The 21,237-nt window shown below is 39.1% G+C and carries 18 protein-coding genes; 16 read left to right on the plus strand and 2 right to left on the minus strand.

From position 1 onward, the window contains the following. The first annotated feature begins 260 nt into the window (after nucleotides 1–260). Nucleotides 261–737: a Dabb family protein gene (locus tag PZ892_RS05410; protein WP_094258289.1), complete on the plus strand. Its 477-nt coding sequence runs from the start codon at nucleotides 261–263 to the stop codon at nucleotides 735–737. 76 nt (nucleotides 738–813) lie between these two features. Here the strand turns inward: PZ892_RS05410 and PZ892_RS05415 are convergent, their stop codons facing one another. Continuing rightward, nucleotides 814–1,128 carry a DUF4342 domain-containing protein gene (locus tag PZ892_RS05415; RefSeq protein ID WP_182499002.1) on the minus strand — a complete coding sequence of 105 codons (315 nt, stop codon included), beginning with the start codon at nucleotides 1,126–1,128 and terminating at the stop codon, nucleotides 814–816. A gap of 155 nt (nucleotides 1,129–1,283) precedes the next feature. Further along, nucleotides 1,284–2,066 carry a sulfite exporter TauE/SafE family protein gene (locus PZ892_RS05420; RefSeq protein ID WP_094258291.1) on the minus strand — a complete coding sequence of 261 codons (783 nt, stop codon included), beginning with the start codon at nucleotides 2,064–2,066 and terminating at the stop codon, nucleotides 1,284–1,286. A 161-nt stretch (nucleotides 2,067–2,227) separates the two neighbouring features. Between PZ892_RS05420 and PZ892_RS05425 the strand changes: the two genes are divergently transcribed. The 15 genes from PZ892_RS05425 to PZ892_RS05495 all read left to right on the plus strand — a co-directional run bounded on the left by PZ892_RS05425 (nucleotide 2,228) and on the right by PZ892_RS05495 (nucleotide 21,223). Then, nucleotides 2,228–2,776 (plus strand): YeeE/YedE thiosulfate transporter family protein, encoded by a 549-nt coding sequence (locus tag PZ892_RS05425; RefSeq protein WP_182499001.1) that lies wholly within the window; start codon nucleotides 2,228–2,230, stop codon nucleotides 2,774–2,776. A gap of 1 nt (nucleotide 2,777) precedes the next feature. Then, entirely contained in the window at nucleotides 2,778–3,191 is a 414-nt protein-coding gene (locus PZ892_RS05430) for a DUF6691 family protein (RefSeq protein WP_094258293.1), read from the plus strand. A 74-nt stretch (nucleotides 3,192–3,265) separates the two neighbouring features. Beyond that, nucleotides 3,266–3,574 carry a rhodanese-like domain-containing protein gene (locus PZ892_RS05435; RefSeq protein ID WP_277712328.1) on the plus strand — a complete coding sequence of 103 codons (309 nt, stop codon included), beginning with the start codon at nucleotides 3,266–3,268 and terminating at the stop codon, nucleotides 3,572–3,574. 49 nt (nucleotides 3,575–3,623) lie between these two features. Further along, the gene (locus tag PZ892_RS05440) at nucleotides 3,624–5,003 is read left to right on the plus strand and encodes an MBL fold metallo-hydrolase (RefSeq protein ID WP_182498999.1); all 1,380 of its coding nucleotides are present in this window, start codon (nucleotides 3,624–3,626) and stop codon (nucleotides 5,001–5,003) included. A gap of 11 nt (nucleotides 5,004–5,014) precedes the next feature. Further along, on the plus strand, nucleotides 5,015–5,641 hold the full coding sequence (locus PZ892_RS05445; RefSeq protein WP_182498998.1) for a Crp/Fnr family transcriptional regulator: 627 nt from the start codon (nucleotides 5,015–5,017) through the stop codon (nucleotides 5,639–5,641). A gap of 58 nt (nucleotides 5,642–5,699) precedes the next feature. Further along, nucleotides 5,700–6,101, plus strand: coding sequence for a hypothetical protein (locus PZ892_RS05450; RefSeq protein WP_094258297.1), 402 nt, complete (start codon nucleotides 5,700–5,702; stop codon nucleotides 6,099–6,101). A gap of 133 nt (nucleotides 6,102–6,234) precedes the next feature. Next, nucleotides 6,235–7,590 carry a TolC family protein gene (locus PZ892_RS05455; RefSeq protein WP_277712329.1) on the plus strand — a complete coding sequence of 452 codons (1,356 nt, stop codon included), beginning with the start codon at nucleotides 6,235–6,237 and terminating at the stop codon, nucleotides 7,588–7,590. Nucleotides 7,591–7,599: 9 nt separating this feature from the next. After that, on the plus strand, nucleotides 7,600–10,755 hold the full coding sequence (locus tag PZ892_RS05460; RefSeq protein ID WP_277712330.1) for an efflux RND transporter permease subunit: 3,156 nt from the start codon (nucleotides 7,600–7,602) through the stop codon (nucleotides 10,753–10,755). A 3-nt stretch (nucleotides 10,756–10,758) separates the two neighbouring features. Beyond that, nucleotides 10,759–11,847: an efflux RND transporter periplasmic adaptor subunit gene (locus tag PZ892_RS05465; protein ID WP_277712331.1), complete on the plus strand. Its 1,089-nt coding sequence runs from the start codon at nucleotides 10,759–10,761 to the stop codon at nucleotides 11,845–11,847. Nucleotides 11,848–11,864: 17 nt separating this feature from the next. Beyond that, nucleotides 11,865–12,440 carry a TlpA disulfide reductase family protein gene (locus PZ892_RS05470; RefSeq protein WP_182498994.1) on the plus strand — a complete coding sequence of 192 codons (576 nt, stop codon included), beginning with the start codon at nucleotides 11,865–11,867 and terminating at the stop codon, nucleotides 12,438–12,440. A 246-nt stretch (nucleotides 12,441–12,686) separates the two neighbouring features. Then, entirely contained in the window at nucleotides 12,687–14,012 is a 1,326-nt protein-coding gene (locus tag PZ892_RS05475; protein ID WP_218823959.1) for an IPT/TIG domain-containing protein, read from the plus strand. 18 nt (nucleotides 14,013–14,030) lie between these two features. After that, complete coding sequence (locus PZ892_RS05480; RefSeq protein WP_182498993.1) at nucleotides 14,031–17,129, plus strand: TonB-dependent receptor; 3,099 nt, start codon at nucleotides 14,031–14,033, stop codon at nucleotides 17,127–17,129. Nucleotides 17,130–17,140: 11 nt separating this feature from the next. Then, the gene (locus PZ892_RS05485; RefSeq protein ID WP_094258303.1) at nucleotides 17,141–19,147 is read left to right on the plus strand and encodes a RagB/SusD family nutrient uptake outer membrane protein; all 2,007 of its coding nucleotides are present in this window, start codon (nucleotides 17,141–17,143) and stop codon (nucleotides 19,145–19,147) included. Nucleotides 19,148–19,160: 13 nt separating this feature from the next. Further along, entirely contained in the window at nucleotides 19,161–20,132 is a 972-nt protein-coding gene (locus tag PZ892_RS05490) for a DUF4361 domain-containing protein (RefSeq protein ID WP_277712333.1), read from the plus strand. 35 nt (nucleotides 20,133–20,167) lie between these two features. Beyond that, nucleotides 20,168–21,223 (plus strand): carbohydrate-binding protein, encoded by a 1,056-nt coding sequence (locus PZ892_RS05495; protein ID WP_182498991.1) that lies wholly within the window; start codon nucleotides 20,168–20,170, stop codon nucleotides 21,221–21,223. Nucleotides 21,224–21,237 lie beyond the last annotated feature (14 nt).

Consider the following 21,237-nt stretch of genomic DNA (forward strand, 5'->3'; position numbering starts at 1 on the left):
GTTTACATTAACTATCGTGTTTTAGGAATGCTGAAACCTTAGTAAACTATTATTTAAACTTATTTATTCAATGATTTTTATTTTTTCGTAACCAATTAATTCCAAAAAAATAAATCTCGATAGTTTGTAATATTTAATAATATCTGTAGCGATTTCATTTCAAGCTATAATCCAAGCATCATTATTTTTTAAGTATTCTGCCTCTTTTCCCCAAAAAGATTACCTATATTTAAGTACCTAGATCAATCTATATTAAAAACATGAAAAGAAAACATTTTATTACCACTATTTTAGTAGGAGCAAGTTCAGGTGCTTTATTAAGTTCTTGCGCTAATGAAAGTGCAGGCTCTAAATCTGAAACTCCTGCTGATTCAAGCCAATCCAATACCGAATCCCAAACTCAGGTTCAATCAGATGAACTCCATGCCGGATTGATTGTTCACTCTGTTTATTTTTGGTTAAAAGAGGGAATTACGGCCGAAGAAGAAAAAGAATTTTTGGTATTCTTTGATGAATTGAGAAAAGTTCCAGGACCTAAAGCCCTAGAAATTGGAAAACCTGCACCGACAACGCCACGCCCTGTAGTCGATAATTCATTCTCCTATTTCCTATTGGTTACATTCAATAATATGGATGAAATCAATACCTATGAGAATCATCCTGACCACTTAGCAGCTTCGGAGAAATTCTCTAAATATTGGTCAAAAGTAGAAGTTAAAGATGCCATCTTGATGTAAGGTGGCAGTATTAAAATATATAAAGGCCATTGGATCTCCCAATGGCCTCTTTTTTTACAGTAAAAAATCTAAGAAATTAGTGTACTTCTATATCTGTACTTTGAGTGTTTTCCTCTTTATTAGGAGTTTCAGCTGAATCATTGTCTTCAGGCTTGTCACTGCGTTCAACAGTGATCTTACACTCTGTTAATAAGGCTGCAATCGCTCCCACAGCGGCAAAGATGGGTGCCAATACAACCCCAATTACACCTAGGGTTACTGGAAAACTCATAATGTCTTTGCCATGTTTATCAGCAATGCTGATTTTCGTAACGTTGCCCTCAGCGATTAAATCCTTGATTCTTTTTAATAAGTTCTCTCCTGTTACTGAGAATGTTTCTTTAATTGACATAGTTGTTCGTTTTTATTTGATATACAATTCGTTGTTAAATTTATTTGATAATCAAAGATAAGAGTTGTACAACGTTCTCAATATGCTGATTAGGTTAATCGGTATAAATTTTCGGTAACTGCCTAAAAAATATCGGTGAAAATTCTAACGACCTCTTATTTGCTGATTTCTTGGATGATAACGACTATCCCCATCAATAAAACAAACCAACCAAATGCAGGTTTTAATTTTTTGCCATCAATCCGCTGGCTAAGTTTTGAACCTATTAGTATTCCTATAATGGCTATGCTTGATAAACTTAATAAAAATGTCCAATTGATTAAATGAAAGTCTAATTTCCCCAAAAATCCAAATAGAGAGTTTGCCGCGATTATTAATAAGGAAGTCCCTACCGCTCTTTTCATCGGCATTTGATTAAAGATAATCAAAGCCGGGATGATTAAAAATCCACCGCCAGCGCCTACCAAACCACTGATAAAACCTACGCCAGCACCCTGGATGATTAAAGGTAAAATACTAGAGTTTTTTGGCTTGCCTTCTACATTATTTCCCCTAATCATTTTGTAAGAAGCAAATAACATCAATATGGCAAACAAAAGCATAATCCCCATGTTTTTGGTGACTTCGAAACTCCCTAGCTGAAATAAATGTGCAGGAATCGCCTCAATAACAAATAATCGAGTCAAGAAAACCGTAATAATCGATGGTAAACCGAAATATAATGCTGTTTGGAAATCAACCAGATTATTCTTGAAATATGGAACCGCTCCAACCGCTGAAGTCGCGCCTACAATAAATAAAGAATAAGAGGTTGCCAATAACGGATCTATATGAAATAAATACACCAATACAGGTACGGTCAAAATACTTCCGCCGCCGCCAATTAAGCCTAGAGAAATCCCAATACCGATCGATGCTATATATCCTAAGTATTCCATAATATATTTTTTGTACAGCAAAGGTCAGAGAAAGATTGCCAGAATTCAGTTACTTTAGTTACAGAGGAAAACATCTTCTGCTAATTCAGTCCTAAGTAACATTGGTTACTGTATTAGCAATAATTGGAACTTAATTTTGCATAAACTTTTTTTTGAAGACTATGGAATTAATTATGGGGCCTTGGCCTTGGTACGTAGGCGGCGGAATTGTCGCATTAGTAATGATTGCTTTAATATTATTAGGTAGAAGCTTTGGATTCTCATCCAATTTTAGAACCATGTGCTCGGCAATGGGAGCAGGTAATTCATGTAGCTTTTTTCAATTTGACTGGCGAAAACAAAAATGGAACCTGCTTTTTCTCGTAGGTGCTATCATTGGGGGATTCATCTCCGCTCATTTCCTTTCGGATAATCATATTCCCGAAATCTCCGAAGTAACGGTAAGTCAATTAAAGGAATTAGGCTTTGAAAGTGCGGGACAAGCCTATTCCCCAACAGAAATATTCAATACATGGAATGTGAAAACCATCGCTATCCTTGCTATTGGTGGCCTGTTGGTAGGATTTGGAACTAGATATGCCGGCGGATGTACCTCCGGACACGCAATTTCTGGATTAAGTGATTTGCAATGGCCTTCATTAGTCGCAGTAATTGGTTTCTTTATAGGTGGTTTAACCATGGTTCACTTGTTGTTCCCTTTGATTTTTTAACATGAAAAAATTAGTATATATCGTATTAGGTGTCATCTTCGGAATGGCAATGTATAAAGCAGAAGCAGCTTCTTGGTTTAGAATTTATGAAATGTTTAGCTTCCAATCCTTCCATATGTATGGATTTATGGCAACAGCATTATTGATCGGATTGCCTGCCGTGCAATATTTTAAACGTAAAAAAGTAAAAGATGTTAAAGGGGAAGAAATCATAATTGCACCAAAAAACAAATCTATCCCTCGTTATTTAATTGGAGGTATTATCTTTGGCCTAGGCTGGGCTTTAATCGGCGCATGCCCAGGACCAATTTTTGTCCTAATAGGTTCAGGATTATATAGCATGTTGATCGTCGCTGCTTTTGCAGTGCTCGGAACTTATCTTTATGGACTTGTAAAAGATAAATTGCCTCATTAACAAGTTGCTGTGTAACAAAAGTAGCTGTCAATCATTTCAAACTAGGCTAGTTTTGTTATATTAAATTAATCGTTATGATAAAAATATTAACACTCCCAGAGTTTAAAGCTCAGATAGAAAATAAACCTGTTCAACTTTTGGATGTTAGAACAGAAATGGAATACGATTTAGGGAAAATCGAAGGATCAACACTTATCAATGTTCAGTCTTCAGATTTTGAAGAATTAGCAGCTCAAAAAGTGAATCTCGATGAACCTATTTATCTATATTGTCGATCGGGAATGCGTTCGCAGATCGCCGCAAAATTGTTGGAAAATATTGGTGCGAAAGAAATATATGACCTCCAAGGAGGATATGTTGCCTGGATCCAAAACAACAAATAATTAACATTAACTAAGACAGATTTATAAATTATTAAATTAAAAGGATACTATGTTTTTTCAACAAGTTTATGATAAAACCTTAGCGCAAGCCAGTTTCTTTATTGGCTGTCAAGCAAAAAATGAAGCTATTGTAATTGATGCCAAAAGGGATATTGATACCTATTTGGAAATTGCAAAGCAAAATAATATGAAAATCACCCATATCGCTGAAACGCATATTCACGCTGATTTCTTGGCTGGATCTCGTGAATTAGCAGAAGCAACAGGTGCTCAGTTGTACTTGTCAGATGAGGGTGGTGAAAATTGGCAATATGAATTCCCGCACGTTGGACTTAAAGAAGGGGATCTTATTAAAGTAGGAAATTTAAGCCTTGAAGTTATGCATACTCCTGGTCATACCCCGGAAAGTATCAGCTTCTTGTTAAGAGATCATCCTGCTTCGGATGAACCCGTTATGATTTTTACTGGAGACTTCGTATTCGTAGGTGATATCGGCCGCCCAGATCTATTGGAAGAAGCCGCTGGATTAGTTGGTACCAAAGAAATTGGTGCTGAACAAATGTTTCAATCCCTTAAGAAATTTGAAGCTCTACCTGATTATGTGCAAGTATGGCCAGGTCATGGTGCCGGTTCTGCATGTGGTAAAGCTTTAGGAGCTGTGCCTAGCAGTACAGTAGGATACGAAAAATTGAGAAACTGGGCATTCCAATTTGCTGATGATTACGAAGGATTTAAAAATTACCTCCTAAGTGATCAACCCGAAGCTCCAGTGTACTTTGCAATGATGAAGAAACTAAACAAAGTGGATAGACCTCTTTTAGTTGAAGTTCCTGAACATCCAACCCTTTCTGTGGAACAAGTGGATGATATGAAAGATATTACCTTGATCGATACGCGCCATAAAACTGAATTTGCAAAAGGTCATTTGAAGAACTCCATTAATATTCAAAATAATAACTCTTTGGCAAATTGGGCAGGATGGATGATCGGTTACGATGAAAATATGGTAATGATTGCGGATGAAGGTAATCAAGAAGAAATTACCCGTAAACTGATGCGTATCGGATTGGATAATATCAAAGGTTTTGTTACCGATTTAAATGATGCTGAACTGGAGAAAACAAATCTTGTAGATGCGGATACAGTTGAATCCATGAAAGATAATGCAGACACTGTCTTACTGGATGTACGAGGCTTATCGGAGTTTAAAGCTGAACATATCCCAGGTGCTGAACATCGCTTTGTAGGCTCGTTTAGGAAGAGTTTACCTACTGATATCAAGGACAAAAAGATTATTATTCAATGTCAATCTGGAGACCGTGCAACCATTGCAGCGTCCTTCCTTGAGAAAAACGGATTCGACAAAGTTTATAACTATGCTGGTAGTTTTATTGACTGGAAAAAGCAAGGGAAAGAAACAACAAAATAGTATATTTGAGTATGAGTCTAATAGAAAACGCTTATACAGGAATATTAGAACCCGCCTTAATTGAAGAAATTGAGGCGGTTGCTACTTTAAAGACCTTCCAATCGGGAGAAATCATCGTTGATATTGGTCAGTATATTCGAGCAATGCCTTTGTTACTTACGGGGGCTATCAAGATTATGCGTGAGGATGAAAAAGAAGGCGAATTACTGTTGTATTATCTCGCCAAAGGGGAAACCTGTACCATGTCCATTGCCTGCTGCGTAGGGAATAAGAAAAGTGAAATCAGAGCTCAGGCAGAAATGGAAACCACAGTGGCGATGATTCCCAATCAATACCTCAATGAATGGTTAGGAAAATACAGCTCCTGGCGGAACTTTATCCTCAATAGTTATTCTTCCAGAATGAATGAAATGCTGGGAGCAATCGATAATCTTGCCTTTTCGAAAATGGAAGATCGAATCATGAACTACCTGAAAGAAAAAGTGAAATTAACTGAGGATCGGATTCTAACAGTCACCCATCAGGATATTGCAATGGACCTAAACACTTCTCGTGTGGTGGTGTCCAGAATCTTGAAAAAACTTGAAAATGAAGACAAAATCGTTTTGTTGAGAAACGAAATTCGGGTCCTCGTCTAGACTAGTAACATTCTTGAAATATTTTTTATTTCCTAATATTAGCCCTAACTTTGCATTTATGCTTAACACAACAATCGGGTTCAACCAACAACTACCGCTATTCGCAAAGATAATAGGGATAGTATTGTTGTTTGTCTTAACCTCATGTCCGATTAAGGCATCAATCAAGCAAAATCTCGCGCAGGAAACCAAAACTGAAAGCAGAAATAACAAATCTGCGAAGCCTGATTCTTGGATTGACTATGAAGCGGCTGATTGTAGCGTGGCTACCGAGCAAATCAATGCTCACGATTTCATGGTTAAACAATTTCAGGTACAGCCTGCTGTATTTGCTTTATTTAACCTTGCCTTAATCCTTTTCGCTTTCCTGCCTAGGAAAGATGTCGAAAATTTTCATTGGAATACCCCAAAACTGAATTCCAATGACTTATTCCTACAATTTCGTCGATTAAACTTATAGAATTGCATTCCTAGCAAGCATTTGTCCGAGGACAAATGTTGATGACCTGGATGTGGACTTTTCTGTCCGTACCATTTTTTCATTGGACTAGCTCTGGTCAAGCTGTCAATCAATACAAATTTTAATACTTAATATGGGTTTAAAAATCAATAGCCTATTGATCCTCATGGGATTGTTCTATGCTTTCCAAAGCAATGGTCAAGACCTTCAGCATCTTTGGGAGAAAACTAGGAATTACTATAAGGGATTTGATATTCAAAAACAACAAATCTTACTGGCAAAACAAGATAGTATTGCTCAACAAATAAAATATAAACCTCAGGTTCAAGCTCAATTGCAACAAGGGCTAAGCTCTGTGGAAGGAACCTCAGGTGCATTTTTGCCCCTGCCGGGAATCCTCAATATCTCTGGGCCAAACCAATTGCAAGGTGCCTCCAGTACCTTTAATCATTTCCTTTCTGCTAGCATGAATTGGGATCTGATCAACTTCGGTAGAAAAAGCCTGGACAAAGATATTTCCCGTAGTAAAATCGATCATTCTAGATTAAAAGAACAAGAATTCGCCTTTAATATCCAACAGAAGTTAACGAAGCGATATATAGAATTCCTATTTTTTCAGGTAATGGATGATTGGTATCAGAAACATTCTGATCGCTATCAGTCCATTTTGGACATTAGCAAAGGCCTTGCAAAAGCTGGGATTATTCCAGGAGCAGACACCTTATTGGCAACTTCTTCCCTAAAGAATGTGGAAAGTAACTTATTGCAAATCCAAGGTAAACTGAATGGGGCCAAAATCTTATTGAAGGAATTTACCAATGAGGATATGCTAAATAATTCGGAATCAAAAAGTCAGGCATTTTTAGAACTAATAGGAAATACACAAGTTAATGCACAGGATCATCCTTTGGTTTTGATGAAAAAGAAAGAGGCTGAGGCCTTGGACCTATTGGAGAAAAAACAAAGTAGGGAAGTTCTGCCTCGAATTATGCTTTTAGGTGGACTTGCGAATCGAAGCTCAGGAATTACTTCCAATGGTTATGTACATAGTGCCTATCCTGAAATCTATAATGACTTTGCAAATAACTATTTCGTAGGTGTCGGACTTACCTGGAACCTTCAGGATATGTTTAGATCAAAATCGGATAAGAAGCATTATAGCCTGAAGCTTCAGAATAACTTATTTGAACAGGAGCTTGTTCAAAATGAAATCAATAGTCAATTAGGTCAGTTAAATGCAGAGATTGCTGCTGCTGCCGATGGAATCCATGAATCCAATGTCAGTAGAAGACAAGCCGAAGATGCTTTTAATCTGTATAAAGCACGCTATGAAGGTGGTTTAATCAATCTCGCAGAACTGTTGCAGGTTCAGGAAATCCTCCTGCAAACGGAAAGACAGAACCTAACAGCTTACTTAAATTATTGGAATCTGCAGGTAAATAAAAGCTACCAACAGGCTGATTTCAGTCAATTGTTTAATCATTTTTAAAGAGCCCCTATGAATTTAATACGTTTTGCTTTAAGAAGACCAATAGCCATCATGATGGTAATCTTTGCGATTGCCTATTTCTCTTGGCCGGTCATCAAAAAGATTAAAGTCGATATATTTCCCGAAATCGAATCTCCTGCCATGTACATCGCCATGCCTTATGGTGGTTTATCACCTGCCTATATGGATGGCTTTATGGCGAATGAATTTCAAAAAGTCCTGCTCTTTGTGAATGGTGTTAAAGAGTTGGATTTTAAGAGTGTACAAGGTTTGTCTTTAATGAAGCTTACCTTCTATCCCGGAACAGATATGTCTCAGGCATCTGCAGAAATCAGTATGCAGGTTTCCCGGGCGATGGGTTTCTTACCTTCTGGTGCAGTACCACCCATGGTCGTACGATTCGATGGTAGTTCCTTGCCTGTTGGTCAATTGGTCTTTGACTCTGACCAACACTCGGTCACCGAACTCCAAACCATGGCAGTAACCAAAGTGAGGCCCATGTTTGTCAATATTCCTGGTATTACAGCACCAGCTCCTTTCGGAGGGAATATGCGTAGTTTGGTCGTGAATATTGATCCTCAAAAAATGAAAGCGCATGGCTTGAGCCCAGAGGAGGTAACCTTGGCGGTCACCAAAAACTCCATGCCCTCACCAGCAGGAAATGTCCGGATTGGTGATAAAAATCTAATGGCACCAATTAACTCAATTTCTAATGGGGTTGAAGAGTTCCTGGAAACCCCAATCAAATCCTTGAATGGAAGAACAATCCTAATTGGGGATGTGGCAACCGTTATGGATGCAGCCGATCAAACCGTCGGATATGCTATTATCAATGGAAAAAGATCAGTTTACCTTCCGATTATCAAAAAACCAGATGCTTCGACCTTGGATGCGGTGGATAACCTGAAGAAGTCTTTGCCAATGCTAGAAAGCTTATTGCCGGAGGGTGTCAAGATAACCTATGCCTTTGACCAATCGGTTTATATTTCAAGATCCCTTTCTAACTTGATTTTTGAAGGTGCCTTAGGTGCTTTACTGACTGGGTTAATGGTCTTTTTATTCTTACGTGACCCTCGGGGTGCATTGATCGTAATCTTAACAATTCCGATCGCGATTATTACCGCTGTAATCACATTACATATGTTTGGACAGAGTATCAATATCATGACCCTGTCTGGTCTGGCGCTCTCCATTGGTATCCTCGTCGATGAAGCCACGGTGACTATCGAAAATATACACCAACATATGGAACTCGGAAAGAAAAAGGCTAAAGCCATTTTGGACGCCTTATTGGAGATATCAGCACCAAAACTCCTGATTCTATTAAGTATTCTTGCCGTGTTGACCCCAGCGTTTATGATGGAAGGTATACCGCGTGATATGTTTATGCCTTTGTCAATGGCAGTCGCATTTGCCATGATTGCATCCTTTATTTCTTCTCAGACCTTTGTGCCGATTATGGCTAACTGGATCATGAAAACGAAGAAACATCATGCTGGAAAGTATAAAAAATCATTCATTGATAAAGTAGGTATAAAATATACATTTAAGCTGCGTTCTTTCTTTGGAAAATCCAAGTTGATTTCCATTCTCTACGCTGTTATTGCCCTTCTATTGGTATTTGGAGCCGTAAGTATTTTAGGAACGGATATTATGCCGAAATCTGAAGGTGGTGATTTTCAGGTAAGATTACGCATGCCGGATGGTACTCGATTGGAACGCACGGAAGAGACCGTAAAATCATTGACCAAAAGTTTAGTGGCGCAACTTCCTGAAAATAGTTTGAAAATATCATCCTCCTTTGTCGGGATGCATCCTTCAGCTAACCCTATCAACCCGATCTTTTTATTCACCAGTTCAACGGGGGAAGCAGTAATGCAATTGTCCCTCGATAAAAAGAAATTGGGCATGAAAACAGATGAGTTCAAGGAGTTCGTGAGAAATCATGTTCAGGAAAAATATCCGGATGCCAGAATTAATTTTGAGCCAATAGAACTGATGGAAAAAATAATTGGACAAGGTTCAATGACTCCTGTGGAGGTTAAGGTAAGTTCTGCTCAGTTGAAAAATGCTGAAAAATTCGCCGAGAAGATTAAGACGGAGCTTGCTGCCTATCCATTTCTTAAGGATGTACAAATATCTGAACCGCTTCATTATCCTACCATTGATATCAAAATCGATCGCCGTAGGCTTGCTGAATTTGGACTGACCGTGCAAGAAGTTTCTAGAAACTTGGCCGCAACCACCTCTTCCACGCGATTTACAGATAAAAACCTATGGGTCGATCCTAAATCGGGATTGGTGTTCCAAGTCCAGGTTCAAGTCCCTGAAAATATGATCCAAACACTTCAGGATCTAAGATCCATACCCGTAAAACAAGGTTCTTCAACTCCAGTTCTTGAGGATATTGCAACCATTACTGCCAATGAAGTTCCAGCTCAGGTTAATCGTCGTGGACCAAATCGGTATGTGAGTATTCTCGCTGATATCCATGAAAAAGACTTGGGTGCTGCAAATAAGGCAGTCAATGAAAGCTTGAAAAAAGTAGGAGAACCACCGCGTGGAACCCGGATTTGGAAGGAAGGAAACTTGCCGTTATTGGAGGAAACTTTAACTGGATTGCTGTCGGGTCTGTCCATTGCCATCGTTGTTATTTTCTTCATGATGTCTGCTTATTACCAATCTGTAAGGGTCAGCTTGGTTATTCTTTCAGTTGTTCCCGCAGTTATTGCAGGATCATCAATCATGATCTGGATCAGTGGAAGTACCTTAAATCTACAATCCTATATGGGAATAATCATGTCTATCGGGGTGTCGGTATCGAATGCAGTATTGTTGATCAATCAAGCAGAGTGGTATCGCAAGAAATTACATCTTCCGGCATCAAGGGCTTCCTTGTTGGCCGCGAAATCTAGATTTCGCCCCATCTTGATGACCGCCTTGGCCATGCTGGCGGGAATGACGCCAATGGCCCTTGGAATGGGAGATGGTGGTGAACAAGTGGCACCATTAGGCCAAGCCGTAATTGGTGGACTTGTGAGTTCAACCCTGACTATCCTATTAATAATCCCATTAATCTTTAGCTTAATCATGAATAAAGCATCATATGGTTCACCTTCGTTAGATCCAGATGATTCCAATAGTAAATTCTATTTAGAAAAATAAACAATGAAAAAACTTAGCATATTCGGACTTGTCTTGTTATTGGCTGGTTGCCAGGCAAACAGTGAGGAGACAAAAACTAAAAAGGAAAGTCCTTCCGAAAATACAATTTCCGTAAAAGTTGTTCAACCTATTGAACAACAACCTTCTTATACCTTGAAATTGCCAGCAGAGCTACATCCTTATGAATCTGTGGATGTGTTTGCAAAGATCAAAGGATTTGTGCGGAAAATCAATGTTGATGTGGGAGATCAGGTGCGAAAGGGGCAAATCCTGGCGGTACTGGAAGCGCCGGAAATGGATATCCAATCTACAGCGGATCGCGCAAAATCTCAACAATTACGAGCAAATTTTGAGGTTAGCAAAAGTCGATATGACCGACTTAAAAAAGTTAAAAACCAAAGTGTAGGTGCAGTCTCTGATTTGGAATTTGAACAGGCTTATGGATCCATGTTGAGAGATAGTGCTGCATTGGAAGAAAGTAATTTCTCCTATAAAAAGTCTAACCAAATGCGTGAATATTTGGTGGTTCGGGCGCCATTTTCCGGAATTATTACCCAACGTAATTTTTCGGTAGGGGCGCTGATGGGGGATACTGGAATGCCTTTCTTTAAATTGGTGGATAATAATAATTTGAAACTCAAGGTGGTTGTCCCTGAATTACATGCGCAGTCAATCTCTGATAGTACAGTAGCCCAGTTCAAGGTCTTAAGTATGCCTGATTCGGTGTTCAAGGCTAAACTTAAGCGAAATGCCTTGGTGATTGATCCCGTATCAAGATCCTTAGCCCTTGAATTTGATGTGCCTAATCAAAGCCGTGCCTTGAATGGTGGCGATTATACCGATGTTCAACTCAATTTAAAACGAAAAAGACCGACAGTCTTTGTCCCTCAAAGTAGTGTGGTAAACTCTCAATCTGGGGTGTTCGTTCTGAGACTTGACGAAGCTAATAAAGTGGAACGCGTGCCAGTTGTTCTGGGTCAAAGCCAGGAAAATGGAGTGGAGGTATTTGGTGATCTCAAACCTACGGACAGAATCATTGAAAAGGCCTCCGAAGAAATAAATTCAGGTCAAATTGTACAAATAGTCAAATAATCTTAAGAAATTTAAATATGAAAACGAAACAAATCTTATTGGGAATGTCCATGTTGGCCCTTTTAGCGGTTGGTTGTAATACTGCTGTCAAAGAGCAATCATCGAATGATTCTATCGCAAATAAATCGAATACGGAAGAAGTTACAGAAGCTAAGTTGGTCGAAAATGCGAACAGCATAAATGCTAGTTTCAAGAATATTAATGGAGAAACGGTTTCGCTTCAGGATTTAAAAGGTAAAGTTGTTGTCATGAATTTTTGGGCAACCTGGTGTCCTCCATGTATTGCGGAAATGCCTTCACTACAGAAATTACATGAGGAGCTGAAGTCTGAAAAAGATATCGTATTTATGGCTATAGAAGTTGATCAGGATATCGATAAAGCTGCAAAATTTATGGCTAAAAATAAATATACCCTTCCGCTTTATACCGTAGATGCAGAATTGCCGGAGGAATTAATGTCCAACTCCATCCCGATGACCGTTATTTTTGCAAAAAATGGTGATATCATTGGAAAACAAGTAGGCATGATGGATTTTAAATCTGAAAAACTTAAACAAGGATTGATAGATTTAACGAAAGAGAACGAAAGGTAAATCTTGCTTATTATTTAAAAAATAAGAAAATAAAATAAGAAAAAAGAGTCAATTCCAAGAATTGACTCTTTTTTTATGCAGGATAGTACAGGATGGTAATATCTAACTGTCTAATTATATTGTCTTAACACTATCAAAGAAAATTATTAATCAACTAACACCAATTATTAAACTCTTAAAACCAAATAATAAATAGCTTACACTAATTTATAGAATTAAAACTAACCATTTACTTAAACGAAAATTATGTTCAGTATCAATCTCTCGATGATGCGTATTGGCCATTTTTTAGGTGCTTTTGCTTTCGCATTATTGATTCTTTCAAGCTCTTGTAAAGATGAAAAAGCCGAAGATGGCATCAATGTCCCCTACGATGCATCAAAACCAATTAAAGTTGATCTCGTTTACCCCGATTCCGGGAAATACCTGGAAAAAGTAATGATTACCGGTGATAATTTTGGAACAGACCCCTCGCAAATTCGGGTTTGGTTCAATGGTAAAAAAGCTGCCGTAGTCGGATCAACCGGCAGTAGAATGTATGTCTTGGCGCCCCGACTTCCTGGGGATACCTGTAAGATCTCTGTCGCCATCGGCGATGACTCCATCGCTTATAATAAAGACTTCTTTTACAAAACTTCGGTAACGGTAACAACGCTAGCAGGGAACGGAAGCCGCGATACTTATCGCGATGGCGACCTCACCCAATCCATCGTTGCACCAAGGTATTTATGCGTGGATAAAGATGATAATATCTTTATCATTAATCGGGTGCCAGACCAATATCATGTTGCCAGAATTGATGAAGAGAAAAATGAATTGATTACGGTGGCAAGAAATGTAATTGCCAACGTGCCAGCAGCAGATCCGCTTACCGGCATTATCAGTTTCCCAACGGAAACCACGGTAGGTTCCTATTACTCCTTAGACCCAAAAGAATTCTGGGGACCTAGGATTAGAGAAATGAGATGGCCCGCATCTGGGGACCGCCCAGAAAATGGATGGAAACATTCCATGGTAGTAAATCCTTCCGATGGATTTATTTATACACGTTACTATTATGGCCATATCGTAAAAATCAATCCTCGAACATATGAGGTCGAAACTATCTTTAAAACCGAACAAGGAGATAGCTACGGCCTAACCTTTAGTCCTAATAATCCGAATATCCTTTATATTTCATTTTTTGGAAACTCAGGGGTCAATGCCAATAGTATTTGCAGTATCGATGTAACCAAACCTGAGACAACCTTTAAAAAATTGTCCGGATCCACTGCAGGTGGACATCGGGATGGAAAGCTGGAAGTCGCCCAATTTAGAAACCCGGAGCAGATTTTTACCGATGCCGACGGGAATATGTATATCGCTGATAGCGGAAACCATTGTATTCGTAGAATTAATTCAGAAGGATTAGTTGAAACAGTTCTTGGAATGCCCGGAACGGCAGGCTGGAGAGACGGAGGTAAAGAAGATGCCCTGTTCAATAACCCTACTGGAATCGGAATTAGTTCCGATGGGTCAGTTTATGTAGCTGATTTTAATAATAATCGTGTTAGAAAACTATCCATTAATTAAAAGCCTAAATTCTACATTATGAAATTTAAAATCCTTTCTCTGTGGATGGTAATTCTATCATTCTCAGTTTTGTCGGCCTATAGCCAAGAAAGTTATAATATAAGTGGAACGGTATTGGATGATTTAGGGAACCCGATTCCGGCTGTTACCATTTATCTACGTGATAAAATCAGTATTGGTACATCTTCTCTGGAAGATGGTAAATTCACCATCAAAGCCTCCCGAGGTGATATGTTAGTGTTTAAACATGTCGGTTTCAAGGATATTGAGTACCTGGTGACTGAAGCAAAATCAGATTTAACCATACAATTCAACGAAAAGGCCGAAGAAATCGACGAAGTAGTGGTTGTCGGCCTAGGTCAGCAACGGAAAATATCCAATGTTGCCGCCGTTACGAGTGTGGATGTGAAAGCCCTGCAAACTCCAGTGGTTTCTATTGCCAACCTTTTAGGAGGTAGAGCGGCCGGGGTAATCTCCTTGCAAAGCAGTGGTGAACCTGGAAAGAATATTTCAGAATTCTGGGTAAGAGGGATTGGAACCTTTGGTGCCAATTCGAGCGCCCTGGTTTTGATTGACGGATTGGAAGGAAATATTAATTCCATCGACCCAGCAGATATTGAAAGCTTTTCCATCCTGAAGGATGCCTCTGCAACCGCGGTATATGGCGTAAGAGGAGCAAACGGGGTGGTATTGATTACGACCAAAAGAGGACAGGCAGGAAAATTAAGTATAACTGGAAGGGTAAATGCTTCTGCAAACTTCTTGCCTCGTTTACCGGATTATTTAAGAGCCTATGATTATGCAAGATTGGCAAATGAAGCCCGCGAAGTCAGAGGTGAAACACCTATATACTCAGGAGTTGAACTTGATATCATAAAAGATGGCTTGGATAGAGATATGTATCCAGATGTTAGTTGGCAAGATCAGGTCCTTCGGAATAATGCTTACCGGAAAAGTTTCTATGCCAGTGCTCGTGGTGGTGCGCAAGTAGCTCGTTATTTCTTGAGTTTAGGGATGAGTGATGAAACGGCAGCTTACAAATTTGATGATGCCAGCGTATATGCGTCAAATGCAGGTTATAAAACCTATAACTATAGAACCAATATTGATCTTGAACTTTCTCCAACTTCGACCTTATACTTTGGTACAGATGGATTTCTTTCGGTAAATAATACGCCAGGGGTAGCTTCTACAGATTATATCTGGTATGCCCAATCCAATCTGAATCCCTTGTTAATTCCTTTGGTTTATTCGGATGGGAAATTGCCTGCTACATCCACGACTGGATCCTTGCGCTCGCCATTGGTGATGATCAACCATATGGGAAGAAGATCTAACCAAGAGTTTCGTGGTAAATTTACTTTAGCATTGGACCAAAAGTTGGATTTTCTGCTACCAGGCTTGAAAATTAGAGGTCAAGGGGCTTATGATATCGTGAGTTGGTTTAATGAGTCTAGATTGATTTCTCCAGCACTATTCCAAGCAGTTGGTAGAGATCAGCAAGGAGAGTTGATTACCATCGAAAGGTCGCCTGCACAAGCGATTTCTTATGGTAAATCCACTAACCAATTCCGTAAATATCATTTTGAAAGTACCTTGAATTATGAGAAGAAAATTAATGAGGATCACCGTACATCGGCCCTTGTCTATTATTATTTGAGTGATCAAAAAGAAGCTGATAAGGGGACAAACAACCTAAGTGCAATTCCAATTCGCTATCAAGGGGTTTCCAGTAGGTTTACCTATGGGTATCAGGATACCTATATGGTGGATTTTAACTTTGGTTATACGGGTTCTGAAAACTTCCAACCAGGTAAACAATATGGATTTTTCCCTTCTGTTGCCGCTGGATGGGTGCCCTCAAATTATAAATTTGTAAAAGATCACCTTCCTTGGATTAGCTTCCTGAAATTTAGAGGATCATTTGGAACTGTAGGTAATGACCGTATCACCAATGACCGCCGTTTCCCATATTTAACCATGGTCAATAGCTATATAGCTAGTCCTTGGGGATCTTCCGCATTATTGGATGCCGTGAATGAATCGGTTATCGGAGCAGATAATTTACAATGGGAAAAAGCTGAAAAAGCCAATATTGGTATGGAATTGAATTTATTTAACGATAAACTAAGCTTTATTGTCGATGTATTCAATGACCAAAGAAATGGAATCTTTATGCAAAGGGTTCAGGTTCCTGATTATGCGGGGCTGACGACCATGCCTTATGGAAACGTTGGTCGGATGAAGAGTATTGGTGCTGATGGGAGTGGTTCTTATAAACATACCATCAATGATGATATGAGCTTCACCGTGCGAGGTAACTTTACCTATTCCAAAAATAATGTCCAAAACTGGGAAGAAGCTAACCCTAAATATCCTTATCAGGAAGTGTCAGGCTATCCGTATGGTTCCATTAGAGGTTATCAATCCTTGGGACTATTCAGAGATTGGGATGACGTCAATAATTCACCGGCTCAATTTGGAAAAGTACAACCAGGGGATATCAAATACAGGGATATCAATGGGGATGGGGTAATCAATTCTGATGACCGGGTTCCATTGACGCATAGCACCTATCCATTGTTGATGTATGGATTCGGTGGTGAGTTCAATTATAAAAAGTTTACCCTCGGTGTCTTATTTAAAGGTACTGGTCAAACGGATTTCTTCTATTCTGGAAATGGAATAGGTACCGGTTATGTTCCTTTTTTCAACGGTGTTAATGGGAATGTGCTGAATCTGGCAAGTGATCCTTCGAACAGATGGATCCCAATGGAGTATGCACTTGCAAATGGTATCGATCCATCCTTGGCTGAAAATCCTAATGCCCGTTATCCAAGATTGACCTATGGAAATAACACAAATAACTCACAGCTTTCAGACTTCTGGAGAGGAGATGCGCGATACCTAAGATTGCAAGAGGTTAACTTAAATTATAATTTAAGAGCCCCATTCTTGCAACGCATAAAAATCGCTTCTGTTGATTTTCAGCTCGTTGCCAATAATTTAGTTATTTGGGATAAAGTCAAAATTTTTGATCCGGAACTTGCTTATAGAAATGGGGAGGTGTATCCGATTCCAACGTCCTTTATCTTTCAAATGTATCTAAACCTTTAATTTCTGAAACCATGAATACTTTCTTTAAACATATAAAATCATTTACGATAGTCCTGATTTTAATAGTCGTTTCTACATCCTCATGTAAGAAGTTTCTAAGTGTGGATGATTATTTCAGTGATGAGCTGAAACTCGATACGGTTTTTTCGCAAGCAAGATACGTGGAAGCCTACCTTTGGGGAACGGCGAACCTTTTTCCAGATGAAGGAAGGTTACAAAATAACTCTCATACTCCCGGACCATTTGCTACTGACGAAGGTTTTACTTCCTTCCTAACATCAAGTGGTTATAGTGGAATGCGATTCGTATTAGGTGAGATTACAGCTACTAGCTTATACTCTCTCAATCAATGGGGGAATTATTATAAAATCATTCGTAAATGTAATACCATTTTCAACCGAATTGATGAGGCTAAAGATCTAAAGACGGACAACCGTTTTAAGATCTTGGGATATGCACGATTTATCCGTGCCTATGCTTATTACAATATCTTAATGGATTTTGGTCCCCCAATTTTATTGGGTGATGAAATTATTGAATCAAATGCTCAACTTTCGGATTATGATCGTCCACGTGCTACCTACGATGAGGCAGTAGAATATATCTGTAATGAATTGGAGGAAGCTGCTAAGTTTTTGCCTAATTCAGTTCCCTTGGTTGAATTTGGATTACCTACTAAATCAGCAGCTTACGGTCTGATTGCGAGAGTGAGATTAATCCATGCCAGTCCATTGTTCAATGGAGGTGAAAGTGCAAGAACCTATTTCGGTACTTGGAAAAGGTCGACAGATAAGGTAAACTATATTTCTCAGAACTATGATGAAAAACGTTGGGCATTAGCTGCTGCGGCTGCCAAGCGCATAATTGATCTGGGTGAAACCGGTATGTTCAGGTTGCATGTGGTTCCTGCAGATTCAGAAACCCCGGAATTACCAGAAGGGGTGACTTCGGATCCGAACTACTATCAGCAATGGCCTAATGGAGCTGCAGGAATTGATCATTATCGTTCCTATTCTGAGATGTTCAACGGCGAATCTGTTGTGCCTGTGAATGCAGAGTATGTCTGGGCCCGAAGAAGTGGAGCCTTGGTTGATGAAACCAGAATGTCCTTCCCCCAAAAATTGGATGGATGGAATGGTACATCTGTGACTCAAAAAGTCGTGGATGCTTATTCCATGGTCGATGGTCGTGAGATCTCTAACTCAAGCAGCAATTATCCATATACCGAATCTGGCTTTACCAATACGACCAAAGTATTCTCAGGGTTTCGCTTGAATGCCAATGTGAGCAATATGTATAATAATCGAGAACCTAGATTCTATGCAAGTGTTGGTTTTTCTGGAAGTTATTGGACCATGTCTTCATCCACTTCTTCAGGCTATTACAACCAAACCATTGAATATTATTTTGATTCTCCGAATGGTAAAGGTTCTGTTAGTAGTCCGGTGGATTTCCCGATTACCGGCTATGTTCTGAAAAAGTTCATCCATCCAACGGATGCTTGGGGTGGAACCAATGCGCGTAGAATGGATAAAGCATTTCCAATTATTCGCTATGCTGAAATATTACTTTCATATGCAGAAGCATTGAATAATATCAATGGTTCGCATACGGTCGAATTGGACGGAAAGCAATATAATATCAGTCGTGATCCGGAAGCGATCAGGAAAGCTTTCAACCCAGTTCGTTATCGTGCTGGAATACCAGGGATTCGTGGAACTGAAGGCAAAGCCGCAATCCAAAGGTTGATTGAGAAGGAAAGAATGGTGGAGTTCTTATTTGAAAATAGAAGATATTACGATGTACGAAGATGGGGAATAATGGAGCAGGTTGAATCTGTGCCAATCCGCGGAATGAATATCGAAGGCTCTCGTGATGTTTTCTTTAACCGGGTGATTCCTAATACCTCGAGAATTGGTGCTAGAATCGTGAATAAAAGGTTAGCTTTTGTACCACTTCCACTGAATGAAGTGCGATTGCTACCTTCTTTAGATCAAAATCCAGGTTGGGAAAACTAAAAACCATTGAATTATGAAAAGAAAAAACATCAATATAAATAAATTCAATACCGGGTTTTGGAAAACGGTATTGTTTGGGGGCCTAGTTTTGTCCATATTTCAATCATGTAATGATGATGAAGTATATGAAAAAGAACAATATAAAAATGTATTTGCCTTAATCAGTGAATCGGATAATGTTGCTCGAAAGTTTCATAAGCTTGGCGAAGAGTCTATAGGTTATGTTGCGGCATCCTTGGGTGGAACTGAGCCTATTGAAAAAGGTATTGAAATCAGTCTGGTTGAGGATAAAACCTTAATCGATCAGTTCAATTTGGTGAATTTTGATACCGATGTTTCTAAATATGTACGACCGCTTCCAGCTGATAAATACGATATTGCCAGTTTAAAGTTTAACATTCCTGCAGGCGAGATTTCTGGAAGATTACCAATCAAAATCAGACCTGATGGGTTATCGCCGGATTCATCTTATTTTATTCCACTCCGTGTGCAATCTTTTTCTGCCTATGAAGCGAATCCGAAAAAGAGCTATATCCTGTATAGCGTCCGGACAAAGAATTATTATGCTCAATCAGACGGGACAAGCATTTATAGCATGCGTGGGAAATATAGAGAGCAAGGTTCAGCGTCGGAATTAGAAATGCCCGGAAATAAGGTCATGCATCCCATTACTAAAAATTCAGTACGGGTGATGGCTGGTAATGAAGCCTTTGAGTCCAATGCCAATGTCATTAATCAAGGTGCCATTCTAATTGAAGTAAGTTCTGACAATAAGCTCACTATTAAGCCTTATAAAAACATCGTTGTTAATCAGGTAAACGGAGATCCTGATTTTCCGAATATCTTCAAAATTGATGATGATGGTTTTAAAACGTACAAGACTTTCTTGCTGCGGTATAACTATGTTTCAGGAAATACGGTGGTTGAAATGAAAGAAGAGTTAAGACTTGAATTTAAGGAAGAGGATGAAATTGAAAATAAATAATACCTCCAGTTATTATGGACTTAAATTTTAGAAAAATGAAAAAATTAATAATATATGGCTTGGGACTAGTATTGTTGTTGAGTTTCAATAGTTGTGAAGAATATATCCGAACGGAAGTTGTCAAGGAGTTATACGTGAATAAATCCATCATCAATGGTTTTGTCGGCGAGGAGGTCCAATTAATTGCTAGCCCCACAGATGGTAGCTATCAGTTCAAGTGGAGTTCGGAAGATGAGAAAATCGCTACGGTCTCCCAAGATGGAAAAGTCAAACTCACCGGTGAAGGATTTACCAATATCGTCGTAGAAGCGGGGGATATTAGACAGAAGGTAGAGATTTACTCTGTCATTCGTATCAGCCTGAAGGATATTGTGTTGAGCGATACGGATTTAGAAATGACGCCAGGTGAGAAGAAAATCATCACTGTTCAGCGAGTTCCAGATAATGCAAACGATATTCCGGCGGCAGTATGGAGCACTGAAAATAGTGCTGTTGCAGTGGTGAATGAACTGGGTGAAATAACAGGGGTAGGAGAAGGACAAACTGCTATCCTATATACTGTGGGTCCAATTGTTAAAAAAGTAAATGTTATGGTGACCTTTACTTCGCCTTTCAACGGGCCTCATGTCTTGCAAACCGGAAAACAAACCGAGATTATGGCGGCAGATTTTGATTATGGTGGTTTAGGCTATGCCTTTAATGATGATGAAGGCAATAATATTGGAAATGATGATTACCGTCGAAGTAAGGGAGATTCCAAAAGTAAACCAGTGGAAATTGAAGGCAATGGAAATAATATTGGCTATATCAGCGCTGGGGATTGGTATCAATATACAGTGGATGTAAAAGACGCTGGTAAATACCTGTTCGATGCATCCTTATCAGCTAATGGCGATGGTCTATTCCATCTTGAAGTCGATGGTGTTCGTGTTCCTGGAGATATTCAAGCTCCTAACAATGGCAGCTGGAACTCATGGAGGTACATTCCAACAACTCCTGTCGAAATTAATCTAACCGAAGGAAAACATAAGATAAAATTTGTGGTAGATCGCTCTGGCTTTAATTTAAGAGCCATCCGATTTAGCAAATAAGGCAGGATTTTATC

It is taken from the genome of Sphingobacterium sp. WM (genome assembly GCF_029542465.1).
Lineage (GTDB): Bacteria > Bacteroidota > Bacteroidia > Sphingobacteriales > Sphingobacteriaceae > Sphingobacterium > Sphingobacterium cellulitidis.